Consider the following 22,935-nt stretch of genomic DNA (forward strand, 5'->3'; position numbering starts at 1 on the left):
ATTATATGGGGTTTCAGAAGGAAATAATCAAGGTAGAAATGCAAAGTTGCCAGGACCGTGGGGAATGACGGCTGGCTGCGGTGAGCCAGACCGGGATCACTATTGCGGGCAGCGCGATGGCTACCCGCAGCAACAAATTAACCGAACCAGTGGTGGAACATCAGTTTGATGTAGTCAACGATACGGCCAAAGAAGTTACCTTCCTGGACTTCTTTCAGCACTACCAGTGGACGCTGATCGATGATTTTACCATCCAGCTGGAAGTTGATGCTGCCGACCACCTGGTTTTTCTGCAGCGGTGCGTGCAGTTCGGTGTTGGTCAGCACGTAGCTGGCTTTCAGGTCTTTCATCCGGCCACGAGGAATGGTCAGGTAAGCATCTTTTTCAACGCCCAACTGCACGCGATCGCTGTCGCCAAACCACACTGGCTCAGAGGCGAACTCTTTACCGGCTTTCAGTGGTGCCACGGTCTCGAAGAAACGGAAGCCCCAGGTCAGCAGCTTCTTACTTTCCGTCTCACGACCTTTATAAGTATGGCCGCCCATGACCGCTGAAATCAGGCGCATCTGGCCTTCAGTCGCCGAGGCCACCAGGTTGTAGCCTGCCGCGTTGGTATGGCCGGTTTTGATACCGTCAACTTGCAGACTGGTGTCCCACAGCAGTCCGTTACGGTTCATCTGGCGAATGTTGTTAAAGGTAAACTCTTTCTCTTTATAAACCGCGTACTCTTCCGGCACATCACGGATCAGCGCCTGGCCAATCAGCGCCATGTCGCGCGCCGAGCTGTACTGGCCTTCAGCGTCCAGGCCATGAACGGTCTGGAAATGGGTATTTTGCAGGCCCAGCGCTTTTACATAGTTGTTCATCAGGCCAACAAATGCATCCTGACTGCCCGCGACGTAATCAGCCATCGCCACGCAGGCATCGTTACCGGATTGCAGTACGATACCGCGCGTCAGCTGGGAAACCGGCACGCGATCGCCAGGTTTCAGGAACATCAGTGAGGAGCCTTTAAACACCGGATTACCGGTTGCCCAGGCGTCCTGGCCGACGGTGACGATATCATCCTGATGAATTTTTCCGGCTTTAACCGCCTGGCCGATAACATAGCTGGTCATCATTTTGGTCAGGCTGGCCGGATCGCGGCGTGCGTCGGCATTTTTTTCCGCCAGCACTTTTCCTGAGTTGTAGTCGATCAGGACATAGGCTTCAGCATCGATATCCGGCACGCCGGGAATCATAGTTTTCAGATTAACATCTTCGGCATGGGCGAAGGTGGTGATGCTGATCGCGATCAGTGAACCCACTGTCAGGCGTTTAAGAAAACGAGAAGGTGTCTGAGTGTTCATGTTTGGGACTACAACATCCGTGGAGTTAAGTTGAAAAAAGTGACCCACTATAGCAAATGCTTATTTTGCAGGCATCCGACTTTCCGCCTCACTTGTTAACAGACGTAACACGCAGGCGTCTGTAAACATAAAGCTTGTCGGCTGCCCGCAGAGATTACATTCCGCCTGGTGCGACAGTAATAAATGATTGCTGCTGTGCTTCGCTTGACAGGCGCTGCTGCAGAGCTGCCGCCTGTTGACGATCGCTGAACGGGCCTAACTGCACGCGATAAACGTTGCCGTTAGCCGAAACATTTCCAGGTACGCCAAATTGCTGGCTAAGGGATTGCACCCACTGATGCGCCCGGTTGCTGTCGCTCAGCGCGCCAACCTGCACCACAAAACCGCCGGTTGCAGTGGCTGCGGAAGAGGTTGCGGTAGCGGCAACGGCCGGAGCTGCTACCGGCGCTGGCTCACTGCCTTGCAGCACGCCTGGGCGCAGTGGCGTGGCTGCGCCAAGGAAACCGCCGCTGCGTACCGGTGCGCCTAAATTGTCATCACTGCTCAGGGTTTGGTTATCCAGCTGGCGACTGCCATCGTCCTGATTTGCTACCGGCTGCGGCTGGCTTGCGGCAGCGGCGGATGCACCACCGATTACCGTCATACCACCGGCAATATCCGGACGCGCGGGCAGGGCATAGCTCTGTTTCGCTACGGTGGTTCCCACCGTGCCGGGGCCGGAAAGCGAACCATCCGGCGCGACCTGAATAAAGTCGACGCGCACTTTGGTATTGTTAGAGATATTCAGGCGATCGCCCGCAGCGCGGGACAGATCGATAATACGTCCCGGCGTGTAAGGGCCGCGGTCGTTAACGCGCACCACAAGCTGGCGACCATTCGCCATGTTGGTCACACGGACATAGCTGGGTAGCGGCAGGGTAGGATGGGCGGCAGTCAGCCCATTGGGATCAAAGGTTTCACCGATTGCCGTCTGATTGCCGTTGGCCTCATCGCCGTACCACGCAGCCAGCCCGGTTTCACTGAAATTCGATGGATCTTTCACAATACGGTAAGTTTTACCGTTTACTGAATAATCCTGATTGGTACCGGGGTTAATCGGTTCATAGCGAGGTTCAACACCGCCAATCTCAACCACCGGGCCATTATAAGCCGGTTGCTGAGGTGCCTGTGTCTGCCGATCCGGCACGGTACATGCTGCCAGTACCAGTGATGCTGCGCCAACCCAAAGCCAATCCTTACGCATGTGAAGCCTCTTAAACGCTTTTTGACAACATTTTTCGATGAGTATGGATCGACATCACAATGCCAAATCCGGCCATAAGTACGATTAACGCAGAGCCACCATAACTAACCAGCGGCAAAGGTACGCCAACTACCGGTAAGATACCACTAACCATACCAATGTTAACAAAAACATAGACAAACAGGATCAGCATCAGTCCGCCCGCCATCACCCGACCAAAGGTGGTCTGAGCGCGTGCGGCAATCATCAGCCCACGGATGATCAGTAACAAATAGAGCCCCAGCAAAATCAGCACTCCGACCAGGCCTAACTCCTCTGCCAGTACCGCGAAAATAAAGTCGGTATGACGTTCGGGCAAGAACTCCAGCTGTGACTGGGTGCCATGCAGCCAGCCTTTACCGCGCAGTCCGCCGGAGCCAATAGCGATTTTCGACTGAATAATATGATAGCCGGCACCGAGCGGATCGCTTTCCGGGTCAAGTAGCATCATGACGCGGTCGCGCTGGTAGTCGTGCATTAAAAAGAACCACAGTATCGGAATAAAGGCGGCGACCAGCAGCACCGCAATGCCGATCAGCCGCCAGCTCATGCCGGACAGGAACAGCACAAACAGGCCGGAGGTAGCGACCAGAATCGAGGTGCCGAGGTCAGGCTGTGCCGCGACCAGTAAGGTTGGCACAAAGATCAGAATCAGCGCGATACCGGTGTTTTTCAACGTCGGCGGGCAGACATCGCGGTTGATAAAGCGCGCCACCATTAACGGCACGGCTATTTTAGCAATCTCCGAAGGCTGGAAGCGCACGATACCCAGATCCAGCCAGCGTTGCGCCCCTTTACTGATTTGACCGAAGGCATCAACGGCGATCAGTAATATCACGCAGACAATGTAGAGATAGGGAGCCCAGCCCTCATAAACGCGTGGCGGAACCTGCGCCATGACGATCATGACCACCAGCCCCATCAAAATCTGGCCGACCTTGCGCTCCATCATGCCCGGATCCTGGCCGCTGGCGCTCCACATTACAAGGGCGCTGTAAACCAGTAACCCGGTGATAATCAGCAGGAAGATCGGATCGATATGGAGTTTGGTCCAGATGCTCCTTTTTTGCGGGCTATCGTTCATGGACATGCTTTATTCACCTTCATAACCTGATGGCACCGGAGGAGCATCAGGCAGATCTGTATTGTTGTCGCCCAGCATAATGTGGTCGAGAATCTGGCGCATAATGGTTCCAACCGCCGGGCCGGCACCGCCGTTTTCCAGAATGATGCTGACGGCGACGCGTGGATTGTCATAAGGCGCAAACGCGGTCATCAGTTTGTGGTCACGCAGGCGTTCGGCAATTTTATGGGCGTTATAGACTTCATTCTCTTTCAGGCCATACACCTGAGCAGTACCGGATTTCGCCGCAATCTTATACGGCGCATTAGCAAAGCTCTTATGTGCAGTACCGTTTGGTCGGTTAGCAACGCCGTACATACCATCTTTGGCAATTTCCCAATAACCAGAATGAATATCCCCAATCGGCGGCTCGTCGACTTGTTTATAAGGCACCATCACATTATTCACGTGGGTGGCGCGCAGCAAATGGGGCACTTTGACAATGCCATCGTTAATCAGCGTCATCATCGCCTTGTTCATTTGCAGCGGCGTCGCGGTCCAGTAGCCCTGACCGATACCGACCGGAATGGTGTCACCCTGATACCACGGCTTTTTGAAGCGCTTCAGTTTCCAGTCGCGCGTTGGCATGATGCCAGCGTACTCTTCCGACAGGTCGATGCCGGTCAGATGGCCATAGCCAAACTTGCTCATCCACTCAGACAGACGATCGATACCCATATCGTAAGCCACCTGATAGAAGAAGGTATCGGCCGACTCTTCCAGCGATTTGGTTACGTTCAGGCGGCCGTGACCCCAGCGCTTCCAGTCACGATAGCGTTTTTCCGAGCCTGGCAGTTGCCACCAGCCGGGATCAAACAGACTGGTATTTTTGTTTATAACCCCGGCACTGAGTGCCGAGACCGCCACATAAGGCTTAACCGTTGATGCCGGAGGATAAGTCCCCTGTGTGGCACGGTTAATTAACGGACGGTTTTCGTCGTGCAGCAGGCGGTTGTAATCAGTACTGGAGATGCCATCGACGAACAGGTTAGGGTCATAGCTCGGCGTCGATACCAGCGCCAGCAGCTCACCGGTTCGTGGGTCAGTTACCACCACCGCCGCACGGCTACCGGTCAGCAGCGTCTCAATATACTGTTGCAGTTTCAGGTCGATGGTCAGGGTGATATCACGCCCGGCCTGTGGCGACTGTTCATGCAGCTGACGAATCACCCGGCCCCGGTTGTTAACTTCCACCTCTTCGTAGCCGGTTTTGCCATGCAGCACATCTTCATAAAAGCGTTCAACCCCGAGCTTGCCAATGTCGTGGGTGGCGGCATAGTTTGGCCACTTACCGGCTTTATCAAGGCGATCAACGTCGCGATCGTTAATTTTGGAAACATAGCCAATAACGTGGGTCAGCGCGGCGCCATAAGGATAGTAACGACGCTGATAGCCTTTGACTTCAACGCCGGGAAAACGGTACTGGTTAACGGCGAAACGGGCGACCTGCACATCGTTCAGCCCGGTTTTAACCGCAATAGAGGTAAAACGCCGTGAGCGCTTACGTTCTTTTTCAAACGCCTCGATATCCGCGTCGGTCAAATCGACCACCGGACGCAACTCTTCGAGCACCTGCTTCAGGTTATCAACCTTTTCAGGAACCAGTTCTACCTGATAAATGGTGCGGTTAAGCGCCAGCGGAACGCCGTTACGGTCATAAATAATGCCGCGGCTGGGGGCAACCGGTACCAGTTTGATACGGTTCTGATTGGAACGGGTACTGTAATCGTCGAAACGCAGAATTTGCAGATGGTACAGATTGACCACCAGCACGCTGGAGAGGATCAGAATGCCTAAAAAGGCAATTATCGCACGCCGCACAAACAGCGATTGTTCGGCGGAGTAGTCACGAAAAGAGTTGCGTTTTAATTTCATCCGCTGCTTATTCTATCCGGTTAATGCATACCCTAAATAATTGGCGTTGCCGGTATTCAGGGGCGACGCTGGCGCCGCCCACATAGCCCACGCACACTGCTATGATGGGTATATCGGTTATTCACGATGATAAGGATGATTCGCAGTAATACTCCAGGCGCGATAGAGACTCTCAGCAACCAGGACACGTACCAGCGGATGGGGTAAGGTCAGTGCTGAGAGCGACCAGCTCTGTTCGGCAGCGGCTTTACAGGCCGGTGAAAGCCCTTCCGGGCCGCCGATTAACAGGCTGACATCTCGTCCGTCTTGTTTCCAGCGTTCAAGCTGATTAGCCAACTGCGGGGTTTCCCACTTCTGGCCAGGAATATCCAGCGTAACGATGCGATTACCTTTGCCGACGGCGGCCAGCATCGACTCACCCTCTTTATCGAGGATGCGTTTGATGTCGGCATTCTTGCCACGTTTACCGGCCGGAACTTCCGTCAGTTCCAGCGGCATATCTTTGGGAAACCGGCGCAGGTATTCCATAAAGCCGGTTTGTACCCAGTCGGGCATTTTGGTGCCGACGGCAACAAGCTGCAACTTCACGCATTAACTCCAGAGTTTTTCCAGCTCGTACAGTTGACGACTCTCTTCCTGCATTACGTGCACAATCACTTCACCGAGGTCAACCACCACCCAGTCGGCGAGGCTCTGACCTTCAATCGCCAACGGGATCAGACCCGCAGCGCGTGATTCCATTGCCACATGGTCAGCGATTGCCGCGACGTGACGCGTGGAGGTGCCGGTGCAGATAATCATACAGTCGGTGATGCTGGACTTGCCCTGAACGTCCAGGGAAACGATATCCTGACCTTTGAGATCATCAAGCTTATCAATAACGAAGTCTTGGAGTGCTTTACCTTGCAAAAGGTTCCCCCTCGGGTAGTTGTGTCTGAGCGGTTATCTCATAACCCGCGCGGGGTTGTTGTTGATAACCGTAACAGGATTTATCCATGGGCAGCAGGCCCAAAAAATTAGCGGCGCAGTATATCACGGCCCTCTCAACGAGAGTACAACCCTTCGCGATCGATATACGCACTGACTGCGGCAGGCAACAGGTCATCACAGGATTCGCCAAGATGGCGTCGCTGACGGATTTCTGTTGCCGAGATTGACACCAGTGGGGTGTCAGCCAAAAATATCCAGCCTGCGGGTTGCTGACGCAACGCGTGGGCATCGGGTGCCAGATGGTTGTTGAGCCACTGCTGCATTTCGTCAGTTTCCATGGTGGCCGGATAGCCGGGACGTTTGCATACCAGCAAATGACACAGCGACAGCAGATCCTGCCAGCGATGCCATTTATGCAGCGTCAGCAGTGAATCCTGACCAATAATAAACGCCAGCGGTTGCTGATTGCCACGCTCCCGACGCAGTTCTGCCAGCGTCTCCACCGTCCAGGACGGCGCAGAACGTTGCAGTTCGCGTGGGTCAAGGCGGAACAGCGGCCGATCGGCAATCGCCAGTTTTACCATTGCGACGCGCTGAGTCGCCGAGGCTTCTGGCTGAGGACGGTGCGGCGGCACGTTGTTGGGTAACAGCGTCACCTGCTGCAAACCGACCTGGTGGGCCAGCGCTTCGACCGGATGTAAATGGCCGAAATGGATTGGATCAAAGGTGCCGCCAAACAGCGCATGCAGTGCCGTGTTTTCAGACATCACAAAAACTCTCTGGAAACGATTTATTACACAGTAGGAGCGACAGCGTTTCCAGCTCAGACCATAACGACTGACCGTAATCTTGCTTCAGCGTCATCTCGATACGGGTTAACAGACGAATCGCCTGTAATAACTGTTGTGCGCTAATGCGCTGCAAGGCGTCACTGAACAGCGGGCGACGATTTTGCCAGACGCGATGCTGATCGAACAGCGTTCGCAGCGCGGTGTTGGCCATCTGCCGCTGTAATTGCAGTAGGGTCATCAGATCGCGCTGTAGCGTGCGGATTATAATCACCGGCTCGCTGTCTTCCGCTTTCATCTGGCGCAGAATATGTAACGCACGTTTGCTTTTACCGGCCAGCAGCGCATCGACCCAGTGAAAAGGGGTAAAGTGCGCCGCGTCACTGACCGCCTGTTCAACCCGTGGCAGCGTCAGCTTGCCGTCCGGCCACAGTAACGACAGGCGTTCCAGCGCCTGCGACAGCGCCAGTAAATTGCCCTCATAGCAGTAGCAGAGCAGTTGGTTAGCGGCATCGTCGAGCGTCAGCTTCATCGCTTTGGCGCGGGTAGCAACCCAGCGCGGCAGTTGGGCCTGCTCGGGCGTCAGGCAGGGAACCATCACGCCGTTGGTGCTTAATGCTTTATACCAGGCACTGTTTTCCTGCGCTTTGGTCAGCTTAGGGCTGCGTAAAATCAGCAGAATATCGCTGTGCAGCAGGGTCGACAGTTTCACCAGCTGTTCACCGATAACGGCATTCGCCCCGTTTTCCGGCAGCATCAGCAGCAAAGTTTGTCGGCTGGCAAACAGGCTAAGTTCCTGGCAGGTACTGAAAATGGCGTCCCAGTCGGTGCTGGCATCGAGGGTAACGCTGAAGTGTTCACTGAATTCGTGCTGTTGCGCTGCGGCACGAATGGCGTCCTGGCTCTCTTGCAGTAACAGCGGTTCATTGCCGCAGAGCAGATAACAGGCGCGCAGCCCATCCTGAAGCTGCGCGCTGAGTTGCTCAGGATAGATCCTGATCATTGGCGACCGGCTGCACCTGACATCGGTGCACTGTCGCTCTGAGGATTGACTGTGCTTCCCGGTATTGCTGCTGCATCAGCCGCGGCAGAATCATCAAGGCTATCCTGCGCAGCATGTACCGTCAGCAGCTTACGCACCAGCTGTTGTGCGGCTTGCTGGCGCATTTCCTGACGAATAATCTCCTGCTCGGAGTCTTTCGCCAGCGCTGCCAGTGGGTTATCGAAGAACGAACGATAAACCGTTGCGCTAATCGGATAGATACCCTTATTCGGCAACAGCACCTGAGCATTAACCGTCATCATCATCGAATATTCCGCCGTTCTGCCATCCTGGAAGATCGAGGCGGTATCACGGTTTTCGCTGGAACCAATAATGCGCAGCGATGGAATATCCTTACGCAGGCCCGGATCCTTGACGATTGACACATTATTCAGGCGCAACTGCTCACGCACCGAACGCGCCAGCGGGCCATAGGGATCGCTGGTATCGAGGATCAGCGTTTTCATTTCTGGCGGCACCTGAGTGGTGCCGCGCAGATGAAAACCGCAACCGGCGGTGACCAGCACCGCAAGGCCTAAAAACAGAGTCAAAATCGGATGTCGCACAGTTCCTCCTGAACTTAACCTACGACCAGGTTAAGCAGTTTGCCGGGGACGTAAATCACTTTACGGATGGTAACGCCGTCCAGATATTTCGCTACCAGATGCTCCTGCGCAGCGCGTGCTTGTACCTGTTCCTGAGTGGCATCCGCCGGAACGGTAATTTTGCCGCGTACCTTGCCGTTGACCTGAACCACTACCAGCAGCGAATCTTCCACCATTGCCGTTTCATCAGCCTGTGGCCAGGGTGCGTTATCCACATCCTCGTTGCCACCCAGCGCCTGCCACAGGGTAAAGCTGGCGTGCGGGGTGAACGGATAGAGCATGCGAACGACCGCCAGCAGCGCTTCGTTCATCAGGGCACGATCCTGCTCGCTTTCCTGTGGTGCGCGGCCCAGCTTATTCATCAGTTCCATAATAGCCGCAATCGCGGTATTGAAGGTCTGACGGCGGCCAATATCATCGGAAACTTTGGCGATGGTCTTGTGCAGATCGCGGCGCAGGGCTTTCTGATCGTCATTCAGCGCCGCCACATCCAGCGCGCTGACCGCACCTTTAGCGGTATGATCGAACACCAGTTTCCAGACGCGTTTCAGGAAGCGGTTTGCGCCTTCCACACCGGACTCCTGCCACTCCAGCGTCATTTCTGCCGGTGAAGCAAACATCATAAACAGACGCACGGTATCGGCACCGTAACGCTCAACCATCACCTGCGGGTCAATGCCGTTGTTCTTCGACTTCGACATTTTGCTCATGCCAGCGTAGACCAGCTCGTGGCCTTCGGCGTCAGACGCTTTAACAATGCGGCCTTTCTCGTCACGCTCGACGGTAACATCAACCGGAGAGACCCAGTTACGCTCGCCGTTAGCACCGAGGAAGTAGAACGCATCGGCCAGCACCATGCCCTGGCACAGCAGGCGTTTCGCCGGTTCGTCAGAGCTGACCAGGCCAGCATCACGCAGCAGCTTGTGATAGAAGCGGAAATACAGCAGGTGCATGATGGCGTGTTCGATACCACCAACATACTGATCGACCGGCAGCCAGTAGTTTGCCGCAGCCGGGTCCAGCATCCCTTTGTCGTAGTCCGGGCAGGTGTAGCGCGCGTAGTACCAGGAAGACTCCATAAAGGTATCAAAGGTGTCGGTTTCGCGCAGCGCCGGCTGGCCGTTAACGGTGGTTTTTGCCCACTCAGGGTCGGCTTTAATCGGGCTGGTAATGCCGTCCATCACCACGTCTTCCGGCAGAATCACCGGCAGCTGATCTTCTGGTGTTGGCATCACGGTGCCGTCTTCCAGCGTTACCATTGGAATAGGTGCACCCCAGTAACGCTGGCGGGAAACGCCCCAGTCGCGCAGACGGTAGTTAACTTTACGCTCGCCAACGCCTATTTCAGCCAGTTTATTGGCAATGGCGTTAAAGCCATCTTCATAAGACAGGCCGCTGAACTCGCCCGAGTTGAACAGGGTGCCTTTGTCAGTCATCGCCGCGGCGATGACGTCTGGCTCGCTGCCATCAAGGTTAAGGACCACCGGCTTAATGTTCAGATCATATTTGCTGGCAAATTCCCAGTCGCGCTGGTCATGTGCCGGAACCGCCATTACTGCGCCAGTGCCGTACTCCATTAATACGAAGTTAGCAGCCCACACCGGCACTTTTTCACCGGTCAGCGGATGAAGAGCAAACAGGCCGGTGGCCATGCCTTTCTTCTCCATGGTCGCCATTTCGGCTTCCGCAACTTTGGTGTTACGGCATTCAGCAATAAAGTCTGCCAGCGCCGGATTACTCGCCGCAGCCTGTGCTGCCAGCGGATGACCGGCGGCAACCGCCAGATAAGTGGCACCCATAAAGGTGTCCGGGCGGGTGGTGTAAACCGTCAGTTTTTCGCTGCTGTCGACCACGTCAAAGGTGATTTCCACCCCTTCAGAGCGGCCAATCCAGTTGCGCTGCATGGTTTTAACCTGTTCAGGCCAGTCTTCCAGCTTGTCGAGGTCGTTTAGCAGTTCATCCGCGTAGTCAGTAATTTTCACAAACCACTGTGGAATCTCTTTACGCTCAACTTTGGTATCACAGCGCCAGCAGCAGCCGTCGATGACCTGTTCATTAGCCAGTACGGTCTGATCGTGCGGACACCAGTTGACCGCCGAGGTTTTTTTATAAACCAGGCCTTTCTCATACAGTTTGGTGAAGAACCACTGCTCCCAGCGATAATATTCTGGCTGACAGGTAGCCAGTTCACGGCTCCAGTCATAGCCAAAGCCCAGCAGTTTCAGCTGGTTCTTCATATAATCGATATTTTCGTACGTCCACGGTGCCGGAGCAGTGTTGTTTTTAACCGCCGCACCTTCTGCTGGCAGACCAAAGGCGTCCCAGCCAATCGGCTGTAACACGTTTTTACCCAGCATACGCTGGTAACGGGCAATCACATCGCCGATGGTGTAGTTACGAACGTGGCCCATATGTAGGCGGCCAGAAGGATAGGGCAGCATCGAGAGGCAGTAATACTTCTCTTTGCCTTCCTCTTCAGTCACTTTAAAAGTCTGCTTCTCGTGCCAGTGAAGCTGGACGTGGGATTCTATCTCTTCCGGGCGGTATTGCTCTTGCATGGCTGCCAGTGGTCCTTATTGAATAGCTCAATTATTAACTAATTTACTATTTAGATTAGTAGACATCAGATCCGCATAGCATAGCTGATAAGCCTTCGCAGCAACAATAGTTAGCGTCCAGACGAGGTCGATTTATCCTTAAGCCGGAATCTTGCTTCCAGATTTTCACTGTTGTGACGCTGTCGACAGGGCAAACGCCGACCAGAGTCTATAGTTAAACAGGGTTATCTTTCAGGATTTTACAGGAGAGAAGATGAACAAGGTTGCTCAGTATTATCGCGAATTAGTCGCATCGTTAACTGACAGACTGAACCGGGGCGATCGGGACATTGATGGCCTGGTAGAAAATGCGCGCCAGCGGTTACTGGCTACCGGGGAGTTGACCCGCAGCGAAGTCGAAGGGGTATTGCGCGCGGTACGGCGCGATCTGGAAGAGTTTGCCCGCAGCTACGGGGAGAATGAGGAAGATCTAAACGACAGCGTGTTTATGCGCGTGATTCGCCAGAGCGTATGGAAAGAACTGGCGGATATTACCGATAAAAGCCAGCTGGAGTGGCGTGAAGTATTTCAGGATCTCAACCACCACGGCGTGTATCAGAGTGGCGAGGTAGTCGGACTGGGTAATCTGGTGTGTGAAAAGTGTCATTTCACCCGGGCGATCTACACGCCGGAAACTTTAACGCGCTGCGCGGAATGTGGTCACGACCAGTTCCAGCGTCAGCCATTTGCGCCGTAACCGGTGATGACAAAGGGCGAGGTGAACCTCGCCCATTACGATTAATGCAGGATTTTTGCCAGGAAGTCTTTGGCACGTTCGGATTGGGGATTGTTAAAGAACTCATCTTTTGGACGGTCCTCAACAATTTTTCCTTCATCCATAAAGATCACCCGGTTCGCCACTTTGCGCGCAAAGCCCATTTCGTGCGTCACCACCATCATCGTCATGCCTTCATTGGCCAGTTCGACCATGACGTCCAGCACCTCATTGATCATCTCCGGATCGAGTGCTGAAGTCGGTTCGTCAAACAGCATTGCCACCGGATCCATACACAATGCACGGGCAATCGCCACGCGCTGTTGCTGACCGCCTGAAAGCTGGCCAGGGTGCTTGTTGGCATGTGCCGACAGGCCAACTCGCTCAAGTAATTTCAGCCCTTTCTGCCGCGCTTCCTCTTTATTGCGTTTTAATACTTTCACCTGCGCCAGCGTTAAATTCTCCACGATGCTGAGGTGTGGAAACAGCTCAAAATGCTGAAATACCATGCCAACTTTGGAGCGTAGCTGTGCCAGATTGGTTTTTTTATCAGTGACGGTAATGCCGTTGACGATGATAGTGCCTTGCTGAATCGGCTCGAGGCCGTTAACAGTTTTAATCAGCGTCGATTTCCCTGAGCCAGACGGACCGCAAACCACCACCACTTCACCTTTTTTCACTTCAGTTGAGCAGTCGGTCAGCACCTGAAAGTGACCATACCACTTGGAAATATTTTTCAGGGTAATCATTTAAACTGTCCTTTTCTTTAAATAGCTGACCAGCATTGAAGCGGAAAGGCTGATAACAAAGTAGACCAGACCAGCAAACAGAATCATCTCGACCTGGGTGCCGTCGCGTTCGCCAATGGTTGAGGCGGTGCGGAAAAAGTCTGCCAGACTGAGCACGTACACCAGTGAAGTATCCTGGAACAGGACAATACCCTGAGTCAGCAGCAGCGGCACCATGGCACGGAATGCCTGTGGCAGAACAATCAGTTTCATCGACTGCCACTGTGTCATACCCAGCGCCAGCGCCGCATTGCCTTGTCCACGCGACACGCTGAGAATGCCGGCACGAATAATTTCTGAATAGTAGGCCGCTTCAAACAGCGAGAAGGCCACCATCGCCGAGATCAGACGAATATCGGTTTTCGGTGATAATCCCAGTACCTGTTGCAAAAAGCTCGGTACTACCAGATAGAACCACAACAGCACCATCACCAGCGGTACCGAGCGGAACAGGTTCACGTACAGCCTGGCGAACCAGCTGATGGGTTTAAAAGTGGAGAGGCGCATTACCGCCAGCAGAGTGCCCCAGATGATGCCAAAAATCACTGCCGTGACGGTGATTTTCAGCGTGATCACCAGTCCGTTCAGCAGATACGGCAGGCTGGGAATAATCGAACTCCAGTCGAACTCGTACATCATTTACTCCCCATATTTCCCGGCACGCGAACCTTACGTTCGACCAGGCTCATAATCAGCATAATCACCAGGTTGATGGCCACATACGCCAGGGTAATGGCAGTGAAGGATTCGTAAGCGTGAGCCGAGTAATCCAGCAGCTTACCGGCCTGCGCGGCCATATCCACCAGGCCGATAGTGGAAGCAATAGCGGAGTTTTTTACCAGGTTGAGCATTTCCGACGTCATCGGTGGCACGATTACCCGGTATGCATTCGGCAACAGCACATAGCGGTATGTCTGTGGCAGCGTCAGGCCCATCGCCAGCCCGGCATTTTTCTGTCCGCTCGGCAGCGACTGAATTGCCGCACGTACCTGCTCGCAAACGCGGGCGGCAGTAAACAGGCCAAGGCAGATCATGGATGAGATAAAGAACTGTATATTCGGGTCCAGCTCAGCCTTAAACCACATGCCAAGCTTTTCGCCGACCAGCTCTGGTGCCACCAGATACCAGAAAAAGAACTGAACAATTAGCGGAATATTACGGAATAACTCAACGTAGCAGGTGCCGATAGAGGAGAGCAGACGGTTGGGCACGGTGCGCAGGATGCCAAACAGCGAGCCGATAAAGAAGGCAATAATCCAGGCGCAAACGGAAACCGCAATGGTGACCTGAAAGCCTGACCACAGCCAGCCAAGATAGGTGGTATTGCCGAACGGGGCCTGTTCTAAAAAAATACCCCAGTTCCAATCGATTGACATAAATAACTCCGGTAAAAAAGGGTAGCGAAGCTACCCTGAAGATTGGTGAGTGGCCCCCGGTAATGTTGTCTGGGGAACGACCAGTCAACATGTAGTCTGTCCGGGCCGGTTATCAGCAATCGATAGGGCAGGCGCGCTGCCCTTTTTTTTCATTATTAGTTCAGTGCTTTATCATTCGGCTCTTTAAACAGCGCTTTCATATCATCCGACAGCGCGAAATCGAGGTTCATGTTTTTTGGTGGAATGGGATTGTTAAACCACTTCTCAAACCATTTAGCCGCTTCACCAGAGGTCTGCGCCTGCGCGATGGTGTCATCCATCAGCTTCTTAAACTCAGGATCGTTTTTACGCAGCATACAGCCATAGGCTTCCTGCGACTGTGGCGTACCGACGATCTCCCAGTTAGCCTGTTTTTTCGCTTTCGCGCGTTCGCCAGCTAACAGCGCGTCATCCATCATAAAGGCCACTGCGCGACCGGTTTCCAGCGTACGGAATGAGTCACCATGGTCTTTCGCACTGATAATGCGCATGCCCATTTTTTTCTCGTCGTTCAGCTTATTCAGCAGAATTTCGGAAGTGGTGCCGGAAGTCACAACAACGGTTTTGCCTTTCAGATCGCCGAAGTCTTTAATCTCGCCACCTTTTTTCACCAACAGACGAGTGCCGACGACAAAGATGGTGTCTGAGAAGGCGGCTTGTTTCTGGCGCTCAAGATTATTGGTGGTGGAACCACACTCAAAGTCAAAGGTGCCATTTTGCAGCAACGGAATGCGGTTCTGTGAGGTGATAGGCAGATACTTCACCTGCAGGTCAGGTTTGTTCAGCTTCTTCTTCACCGCTTCAACGATAGCGTTGGAATAGTCCTGTGAATAACCCACCACCTTTTGCTGGTTGTCGTAATACGAGAAAGGAACCGACGATTCGCGATGGCCGACCACGATAACGCCGTTTTTATTAATTTTATCGAGAGTGGTCATTTGCTGCTGTGCAACCGCGGCCTGATCTGCCGTTTGCGGTTTTGCTTCTTCGGCATGAGCGATACCGGAGGCTAATCCAGCCAGTGCAAGGCTAAGCCCCAGTTTTCGTAATTTCATGTTCCAACTCCTTTGTCATTTTGACGCAAAGTATAAAAACTGCGCCGATTATGATGTTGTGTGTATTTCCAGCGGCTTTTCTTCTGTTACCTGAACGATTACTGCTCTGATTAGCTATTAAAATAGCGGAATGTTAACGCTATGAAACAAAAAAGTTTCTTTTTTGCGAAGTCGCCCGCACCAATACAAGGCAATTTTTTTGGCTGTGCTCCGCCTTGGGGCAAGTTATGAGCCTCAACGGTGCAAATCAGTTTTTCATCGCGTTACAGGGCACTCTCAGCAGCAGATACACTGAAAGAGGTAGCAAGCATCATGCCAAATGCGTTTAGGCAGGGAGAGGGAAGGATTGAGTGCCAAATCGAAATATAAAACTCTGCCACCGCAGTTCAATTCGGTGGCAGAGGGGGGGTTATCGTTGCGCGGAGATCAGTACCATCATCGGCCGCTCTGCCTCTTCAGCCAGTGCCGGGGTCGAGGCAATCTGCTCTGCATCCGGGCCCCATTCATTCACACAGCGAAGAGTAAAACCGGCAGCCATTAGCGCATTTAAGGTGGTGCCAAGGGTGCGATGGTATTTTATTACCCCGTCTGCCAGCCAGTTGCTAATGCGCTGGCCTTCGTGTTGATAATTATTCACCGCCCATGACCGCTGGCCCTCTCCATCAGTCAGCCAGCCCTGTCGAACTGGACAGGTGTAGATGGGATGCTCGGTGGTGAAAACCAGCCATCCTCCGGGTTGCAGCGCTTGAAATATAGTGGCCAGCAGCGGGGCAAGGTCGGGCAGATAATGCAGCGTCAGTGAGCTGTATACCAGATCGTAAGCCTGGCTGGGCAAGGTGAGATTACCGAGATCGCCAGTCTGGTAGCGAATGCCGGAATCGTGAGTCAGCTCGCGTGCTCGCGCCAGCATTTTCTCAGACAAATCGACACAGGTCACTTCGGCGGCACCCGCAGCCCGTGCAGCGCGACAAAACCAGCCGTAGCCGCAACCGAGGTCAATAACCTTTTTGCCGGTCAGATCCGGCAGCATGGCCTGAATCGCGGCCCATTCGGGGGCGCCTTCCAGGCCGAACTGCGAGCGGGGAAGTTGAGCGTAACCATCGAAGAACGCCTGATTGTCGTAAATATTTTGAGACATAGAAAACCTCTTAAATGTCCGGGAGCCTCTGAATAAGGCAAAAAAAAACGAGCAGGGCATGCCCTGCTCGTTATGAGTTGTTGCCATTAGGCAATTCATACGAAAAGGGCCATGGATGAATAATCATCCACGGCCCTGAATTCCTCGCCATATACCTTGCGTCACCGCTTATCTGAACGCGGCTAAAGTCATCTGGCGATAAATGGATGGAGGGTAAACCTCCCGATCAGGCTCTGAACAATGCTTCATCGCAAGCGAATGTCAGAGCAAACTCGGGTAACGAGTTGATCCGAAGCGAACAGGGTTAGCATTTCAGTTCCTGAAAGAAAAATTAGATGGGAGTAATACTAGCGTTGGGCTAATAAGCCGTCAACCAGCCGCGGTCGTCTTCGCAAGCAGGATATTGTCAGCAGCGGATGGGCCGCCCTGACCACAGAATATCGTCAGGGCGGCGTCATGGCCGTGCATCAGCGGGAGATAACTCAGCGCGGCCTACGCAATGCGAATATTGCCGCTGCAAAGCCAAACAGCAGAGTGATAACCCATACTGGCCAGTTGCCGAAGCGTGCGTACGGGGTCAGTCCGGTGGTTGGCGTAACCCGGGCGTCCAATACCTCGCGGGTAAACTGCGGGATGATTTTCTGCACTTCGCCGTCAGCGGTGATCACCGCAGTCACGCCATTATTGGTGCCGCGCAGCAACGGGCGGCCCAGCTCCAGTGCCCGCATGCGCGCCATCTGGAAATGCTGCCACGGACCAATCGAATGACCAAACCACGCGTCATTGGAGATTGTCAGCAGAAAATTAGTATCCGGGCGGAAGTTATCACGCACCTGCTGGCCGAGCACAATCTCATAGCAAATGGCGGCCGTCAGGTTGTATCCGGCCACATTCAGCTGTGGCTGGATATAATCCCCACGGCTGAACGACGACATTGGCAGGTCAAAGAACGGTGCCAGCGGGCGTAGCACGCTTTCCAGCGGGACAAACTCGCCAAACGGTACCAGATGGTTTTTCTGATAGCGATTACCGCTGTTGTAATTGTAAGGTTGCTGACCGCCCAGCACGATAATTGAGTTGTAATCATGGTAGCGATTACCTTCAAGACGTGAATCAACGATGCCGGTAATCAGGCTGCTGCCGGTGGCACGTAGTTCGTCATCCAGTGATTTAAGGAACGGCTGCTGATTGACCTCAAGGTCCGGAATGGCCGATTCAGGCCAGATAATTATCGGCGATTGACCGAAATAGGGCCGGGAAAGCTGGCTATAAATGCGCAGTGTTTTTAGCAGGACGTTCGGGTCCCACTTCATCGACTGAGCAATGTTACCCTGTACCAGCGCAACATTGACCGCGCGATCGGGTAGCGGCTGATACCAGCTTAGCTGGCGCAGTGGCCACGGCAGCAGCAGTAGCGCGATGGCACCGATGGCGGCCAGCAGATGGCGCTGCGTAACCGCATACACCAGCAGGCCGGCGATCATCATCAGCACAAAGGTAATCGACTCAACGCCAAAAATCGGCGCCAGGCCTTTTAGCGGACCGTTAATCTGACTGTAGCCAAACTGCAACCACGGGAAGCCAGTCAGTATCCAGCCGCGTAAAAACTCGGTGATTTGCCACAGTACCGGTGCCGCCAGCACCAGGCGCACCAGCGAGGTGCGCGGAAACAGGCGATTAAGCACTGCGGCAAACAGCAGGGTGTACAGCGACAGGTACGCCGCCAGCAACACCACCAGCAACACATTTACCGGTCCGGGCATACCGCCAAACGTGGCAATACTGACATAGACCCAATTGATACCACTGCCAAACAGTCCCATTCCCCAGACAAAGCCAATGGCTGTCGCCTGAGGCGTGGTGCGATTCAGTGTTAAAGCCAGTAAGCCAACCAGTGACACCAGGGCGGCAGGCCAAAAATCATAGGGCGAAAATGCCAGCGTGCCACAGGCACCTGTAATCAGCGCCAGTAGCAGGCGAACCCGCTGGCGCTGGTAAAGTGAGGCGATAGCCATAGATCAATTATTCTTCCAGTTGTGGTTGCGGCGAATTATCCGGAATTGTAACGTGGACCTGAATGATGCGTCGACTGTCAGCCATAGCAACCTTGAACTGATAACCATCAATGTCGATGCTTTCACCGCGTGCCGGCAGATGACCAAATCCTTGCATTACCAGGCCGCCAATGGTGTCGACTTCTTCATCGCTGAAGTTGGTTTCAAACACTTCATTGAAGTCTTCAATCGGCGTCAGTGCGCGGATGGTGTAGGTGTGACGGCTGAGCTGACGGATATCACGATCTTCTTCATCGTCATATTCATCTTCAATTTCGCCGACGATCAGCTCGAGGATATCTTCGATAGTGACCAGACCTGAAACACCGCCAAATTCGTCAATCACAATTGCCATATGGTAGCGCTGGGAACGGAACTCTTTCAGCATGCGGTCAACACGCTTACTTTCCGGTACCACCACCGCCGGGCGTAATACTTTTTCCATGCTGAATGGTTCAGATCCACTGCTCATAAACGGCAGCAAATCTTTAGCCATCAGAATCCCTTCAATATGATCTTTATCCTCGCTGATTACCGGAAAACGCGAGTGTGCGGATTCGATAATAACGGCAAGGCATTCCTCAAGTGACTGGTTACGTTTTAACGTCACCATCTGTGAACGCGGGATCATAATGTCGCGAACGCGCTGCTCCGCAATATCCATCACGCCTTCCAGCATGTCACGGGTATCGGGATCGATCAGTTCGTTCTGTTCAGAGTCGCGAATCAGTTCCAGCAAGTCATCACGGTTTTTGGGCTCGCCGTGAAAAAGCTGATTGAGAAGAAGGGTAAAGAATCCCTTTTTACTACTGGGACTGTCGCTGTTTTGTGAATGGTCGTCGCTCATGGCGTTTTTGTTAAGGTCTCTCTAACAGGGGATCGGACTGTCAGCGCTGCGCTGACAGCAGTGTAATATTGCAGAAGCCGGCAGCAGAAATCGGCTGTCGGTTGCCATTACGGCTCTTCTTTCTCCGAAATGTACGGATCGGGATAACCAAGAGCAAGCATTATCTCGGTTTCCAGTGATTCCATCTCTTCGGCTTCATCATCTTCGATGTGATCATAGCCCAGTAAATGCAGGCTGCCATGAATCACCATATGTGCCCAGTGCGCCAGCAGCGCCTTCTGTTGCTCGACGGCTTCCTGCTCCACAACCTGACGACAAATAATCAGATCGCCCAGCAGCGGCAGCTCGATACCGGGTGGTGCTTCGAACGGAAATGACAGCACGTTAGTTGGCTTATCTTTACCACGATAAGTCATATTCAGCTCGTGACTTTCCGCTTCGTCGACGATGCGGATGGTCACTTCACTTTCTGGCTGGAACTGGGGTAAAACCGCTTCCAGCCAGTGCTGAAAATCAGCCTCCTGCGGTAAACCTTCGTCAGACTCGCTGGCGATTTGCAGGTCGAGAATCACTTCACTCATTTCTGCTCCTGGGCAGCTTGTGCGGCAAGGGCTTCGCGTTTACGCTCTTCGGCCTGTGCATCGCGGCGTTTCTGATCTGCTGCTTCCCATGCCTCATAGGCGACCACGATACGGGCAACCACCGGGTGGCGCACCACGTCTTCGCTGTGGAAGAAGTTAAAGCTGATCTCTTCTACATCAGATAATACTTCAATCGCATGGCGCAGGCCTGATTTCAGGTTGCGCGGCAGATCGATTTGCGTCACGTCGCCGGTGATCACTGCTTTCGAGTTGAAGCCGATACGCGTCAGAAACATTTTCATCTGCTCGATGGTGGTGTTCTGACTTTCATCAAGAATGATAAACGCATCGTTAAGGGTGCGGCCGCGCATATAAGCCAGCGGCGCAACTTCAATCACGTTGCGCTCCATTAGCTTCTCTACGCGTTCAAAGCCCAGCATCTCGAACAGGGCGTCATACAGCGGACGCAGATAAGGGTCGACTTTCTGGCTGAGATCGCCCGGCAGGAAGCCAAGTTTTTCACCGGCTTCGACCGCCGGACGCGTCAGCAGAATACGACGGATCTCCTGGCGCTCCAGTGCATCTACCGCAGCGGCAACCGCCAGATAGGTTTTACCGGTACCAGCCGGGCCAACGCCGAAGGTGATGTCGTTATCAAGAATATTGGCGATGTACTGCGCCTGGTTTGGCGTACGTGGTTTAATCACGCCACGCTTGGTCTTGATATTCACGGCTTTGCCAAATTCAGGCACGCTGTCGGCGGTCTGTTCCAGCACCCGGCTCTCTTTGATTGCCAGATGAATCTGCTCGGGATCAATATCGGCACTGTTGCCGCGTACCGGCGCGGTATCGACGTACAAATCACGTAGGATGTCGGCAGCAGCATTAACCGAGAGCGCGCGGCCAACCAGTTTAAAGGCATTGTCGCGGCGGTTGATCTCAATGCCCAACCGACGTTCCAGTTGCTTGATGTTATCGTCAAACGGACCGCACAGGCTGAGTAACCGGCGATTGTCGGCGGGTTCTAACACTATTTCGCGAGTTTCGATATTCAAACTAATCCTTTGGGTCGCTCAGGGCCAGTTACAGGGATTGAGGTACAATAGCTTGCTGACCGGCAATGCCGGATAACTGACCGATCGGGTCAGCGCCATTACATGAATTATTTATGCCCGTGCAAAATGTCGCAAGCGAGAGAGCAGATATTTGGGCGCTGCTTTCAGAAAGCAAGAGCAACGGGGTGAAATTGCGCGGCGAGCCGGAACGCTCGCCGCAGTATCGTCGGGGAATCAAGGCTGGAAGGTGCCTACGCCCAGCTCGTTTTCTTTACGCGTACGCGCAATCACCGAAGCCGGACTTTCAACTACACGCAGTCCCAGCTGATCTTCGGTGCGCACGACTTTGCCGCGTAGCGAGTTGGTATAGACATCAACGATTTCGACATCAACAAATTTACCGATCATCTCCGGGGTGCCCTCAAAGTTCACCACGCGGTTGTTCTCGGTGCGGCCTGACAGCTCCATCACGTTTTTACGTGAGGTGCCTTCCACCAGAATACGCTGTACGGTACCCAGCATACGACGGCTCCACGCCATGGCCTGCTGGTTAATGCGATCCTGCAAAATGTACAGGCGCTGCTTTTTCTCTTCGTCTGGCACATCGTCCGGCAGATCAGCGGCTGGCGTTCCCGGACGGGCAGAGTAGATAAAGCTGTAGCTGACATCAAAGTTGACATCGGCAATCAGCTTCATCGTCTGTTCAAAATCGGCCTGAGTTTCGCCCGGGAAGCCGATAATAAAGTCAGAGCTGATCTGGATATTAGGGCGTGCCGCAACCACTTTGCGAATGATCGCTTTATATTCCAGTGCGGTGTGTGCGCGTTTCATCAGCGTCAGAATGCGGTCGGCACCGCTCTGTACCGGCAAGTGCAGGAAGCTGACCAGCTCCGGCGTATCACGATAAACTTCAATTATGTCATCGGTGAACTCGATCGGGTGGCTGGTGGTAAAGCGGATGCGGTCAATACCATCAATCGCCGCAACCAGACGCAGCAGATCGGCGAAGGTGCAGATTTCATTGTCGAACGTCATACCGCGATAGGCATTGACGTTCTGACCCAGCAGATTCACTTCGCGCACACCCTGCGCGGCCAACTGGGCGATTTCAAACAGAATATCGTCGCATGGACGGCTGACTTCTTCACCACGGGTGTAGGGCACCACGCAGAATGTACAGTATTTATTGCAGCCTTCCATGATCGACACGAATGCGCTGGGGCCATCTGCTTTCGGCTCCGGCAGGCGATCGAATTTCTCAATCTCCGGGAAGCTGATGTCCACTACCGGGCTTTTTGAACCGCGCACGGTGTTAATCATTTCCGGCAGACGATGCAGCGTTTGCGGGCCGAAAACGATATCGACGTAGTGCGCGCGCTGACGAATATGGTCCCCTTCCTGCGATGCCACGCAGCCACCGACGCCAATAATCAGCTCGGGATTGCTCTCTTTCAACGTTTTCCAGCGGCCCAACTGATGAAAGACTTTCTCCTGCGCTTTTTCGCGGATCGAGCAGGTATTCAACAGCAGAATATCGGCCTCTTCAGCCACCTCAGTGAGGGTGTAGCCGTGAGTCGTTTCCAGCAGGTCAGCCATCTTCGATGAATCGTACTCGTTCATCTGACAGCCCCAGGTTTTAATATGCAGTTTTTTTGTCATCGACATGCCATTACTCAATGCGGAAGGGAGTGCAGGG

21 protein-coding genes are annotated in these 22,935 nt (G+C 53.7%); 1 reads left to right on the top strand and 20 read right to left on the bottom strand.

The genetic code is table 11. The annotated features are described in order from the left end of the window. Positions 1-137: 137 nt before the first annotated feature. The 10 genes from dacA to leuS form a co-directional block, all read right to left on the bottom strand. The gene (gene dacA, locus RIN69_RS06735) at positions 138-1,349 is read right to left on the bottom strand and encodes a D-alanyl-D-alanine carboxypeptidase DacA (RefSeq protein ID WP_313856396.1); all 1,212 of its coding nucleotides are present in this window, start codon (positions 1,347-1,349) and stop codon (positions 138-140) included. Positions 1,350-1,503: 154 nt separating this feature from the next. Beyond that, the gene (rlpA, locus tag RIN69_RS06740) at positions 1,504-2,592 is read right to left on the bottom strand and encodes an endolytic peptidoglycan transglycosylase RlpA (RefSeq protein WP_313856398.1); all 1,089 of its coding nucleotides are present in this window, start codon (positions 2,590-2,592) and stop codon (positions 1,504-1,506) included. Between the two features lie 10 nt (positions 2,593-2,602). Further along, entirely contained in the window at positions 2,603-3,715 is a 1,113-nt protein-coding gene (gene mrdB, locus RIN69_RS06745; protein ID WP_313857626.1) for a peptidoglycan glycosyltransferase MrdB, read from the bottom strand. Between the two features lie 9 nt (positions 3,716-3,724). After that, on the bottom strand, positions 3,725-5,629 hold the full coding sequence (gene mrdA, locus RIN69_RS06750) for a peptidoglycan DD-transpeptidase MrdA (RefSeq protein ID WP_313856399.1): 1,905 nt from the start codon (positions 5,627-5,629) through the stop codon (positions 3,725-3,727). A 117-nt stretch (positions 5,630-5,746) separates the two neighbouring features. After that, positions 5,747-6,217 carry a 23S rRNA (pseudouridine(1915)-N(3))-methyltransferase RlmH gene (gene rlmH, locus RIN69_RS06755; protein WP_313856400.1) on the bottom strand — a complete coding sequence of 157 codons (471 nt, stop codon included), beginning with the start codon at positions 6,215-6,217 and terminating at the stop codon, positions 5,747-5,749. Between the two features lie 3 nt (positions 6,218-6,220). Next, a complete protein-coding gene (gene rsfS / locus RIN69_RS06760; RefSeq protein ID WP_313856401.1) occupies positions 6,221-6,538 on the bottom strand; it encodes a ribosome silencing factor in 318 nt (105 codons plus the stop codon). Between the two features lie 134 nt (positions 6,539-6,672). Beyond that, complete coding sequence (nadD, locus tag RIN69_RS06765) at positions 6,673-7,326, bottom strand: nicotinate-nucleotide adenylyltransferase (protein WP_313856402.1); 654 nt, start codon at positions 7,324-7,326, stop codon at positions 6,673-6,675. Next, positions 7,319-8,350: a DNA polymerase III subunit delta gene (gene holA, locus RIN69_RS06770; protein WP_313856404.1), complete on the bottom strand. Its 1,032-nt coding sequence runs from the start codon at positions 8,348-8,350 to the stop codon at positions 7,319-7,321. The genes nadD and holA overlap by 8 nt, the downstream gene beginning before the upstream one ends. Continuing rightward, positions 8,347-8,955, bottom strand: coding sequence for an LPS assembly lipoprotein LptE (lptE, locus tag RIN69_RS06775; protein WP_313856405.1), 609 nt, complete (start codon positions 8,953-8,955; stop codon positions 8,347-8,349). Before lptE ends, holA begins: the two co-directional genes overlap by 4 nt. Positions 8,956-8,969: 14 nt before the next feature. Beyond that, positions 8,970-11,552 (bottom strand): leucine--tRNA ligase, encoded by a 2,583-nt coding sequence (leuS, locus tag RIN69_RS06780; RefSeq protein ID WP_313856406.1) that lies wholly within the window; start codon positions 11,550-11,552, stop codon positions 8,970-8,972. A 253-nt stretch (positions 11,553-11,805) separates the two neighbouring features. Between leuS and RIN69_RS06785 the strand changes: the two genes are divergently transcribed. Continuing rightward, positions 11,806-12,288 carry a zinc ribbon-containing protein gene (locus RIN69_RS06785; protein WP_313856407.1) on the top strand — a complete coding sequence of 161 codons (483 nt, stop codon included), beginning with the start codon at positions 11,806-11,808 and terminating at the stop codon, positions 12,286-12,288. 41 nt (positions 12,289-12,329) lie between these two features. On the opposite strand, the gene RIN69_RS06790 is transcribed toward RIN69_RS06785, so the two are convergent. From RIN69_RS06790 to miaB, 10 genes are all read right to left on the bottom strand, one after another. Further along, a complete protein-coding gene (locus tag RIN69_RS06790) occupies positions 12,330-13,055 on the bottom strand; it encodes an amino acid ABC transporter ATP-binding protein (protein ID WP_313856408.1) in 726 nt (241 codons plus the stop codon). Continuing rightward, a complete protein-coding gene (gltK, locus tag RIN69_RS06795) occupies positions 13,056-13,730 on the bottom strand; it encodes a glutamate/aspartate ABC transporter permease GltK (protein ID WP_313857628.1) in 675 nt (224 codons plus the stop codon). Next, on the bottom strand, positions 13,730-14,470 hold the full coding sequence (locus RIN69_RS06800; protein WP_313856409.1) for an amino acid ABC transporter permease: 741 nt from the start codon (positions 14,468-14,470) through the stop codon (positions 13,730-13,732). Before RIN69_RS06800 ends, gltK begins: the two co-directional genes overlap by 1 nt. A 155-nt stretch (positions 14,471-14,625) precedes the next feature. Then, complete coding sequence (locus RIN69_RS06805; RefSeq protein ID WP_313856410.1) at positions 14,626-15,564, bottom strand: amino acid ABC transporter substrate-binding protein; 939 nt, start codon at positions 15,562-15,564, stop codon at positions 14,626-14,628. 409 nt (positions 15,565-15,973) lie between these two features. Next, positions 15,974-16,702, bottom strand: coding sequence for a class I SAM-dependent methyltransferase (locus RIN69_RS06810; protein ID WP_313856411.1), 729 nt, complete (start codon positions 16,700-16,702; stop codon positions 15,974-15,976). A gap of 482 nt (positions 16,703-17,184) precedes the next feature. After that, positions 17,185-18,717, bottom strand: coding sequence for an apolipoprotein N-acyltransferase (lnt, locus tag RIN69_RS06815; RefSeq protein WP_313856412.1), 1,533 nt, complete (start codon positions 18,715-18,717; stop codon positions 17,185-17,187). Between the two features lie 7 nt (positions 18,718-18,724). Next, complete coding sequence (corC, locus tag RIN69_RS06820) at positions 18,725-19,603, bottom strand: CNNM family magnesium/cobalt transport protein CorC (protein ID WP_313856414.1); 879 nt, start codon at positions 19,601-19,603, stop codon at positions 18,725-18,727. 107 nt (positions 19,604-19,710) lie between these two features. Then, entirely contained in the window at positions 19,711-20,184 is a 474-nt protein-coding gene (gene ybeY, locus RIN69_RS06825) for an rRNA maturation RNase YbeY (RefSeq protein WP_313856417.1), read from the bottom strand. Further along, positions 20,181-21,239, bottom strand: coding sequence for a PhoH family protein (locus RIN69_RS06830; RefSeq protein WP_313856418.1), 1,059 nt, complete (start codon positions 21,237-21,239; stop codon positions 20,181-20,183). Before RIN69_RS06830 ends, ybeY begins: the two co-directional genes overlap by 4 nt. Positions 21,240-21,473: 234 nt before the next feature. Continuing rightward, entirely contained in the window at positions 21,474-22,898 is a 1,425-nt protein-coding gene (gene miaB, locus RIN69_RS06835) for a tRNA (N6-isopentenyl adenosine(37)-C2)-methylthiotransferase MiaB (protein ID WP_313856420.1), read from the bottom strand. Positions 22,899-22,935: the final 37 nt, after the last annotated feature.

Source organism: Winslowiella toletana, assembly GCF_032164335.1.
In the GTDB taxonomy this organism is placed as follows: domain Bacteria; phylum Pseudomonadota; class Gammaproteobacteria; order Enterobacterales; family Enterobacteriaceae; genus Erwinia; species Erwinia toletana_A.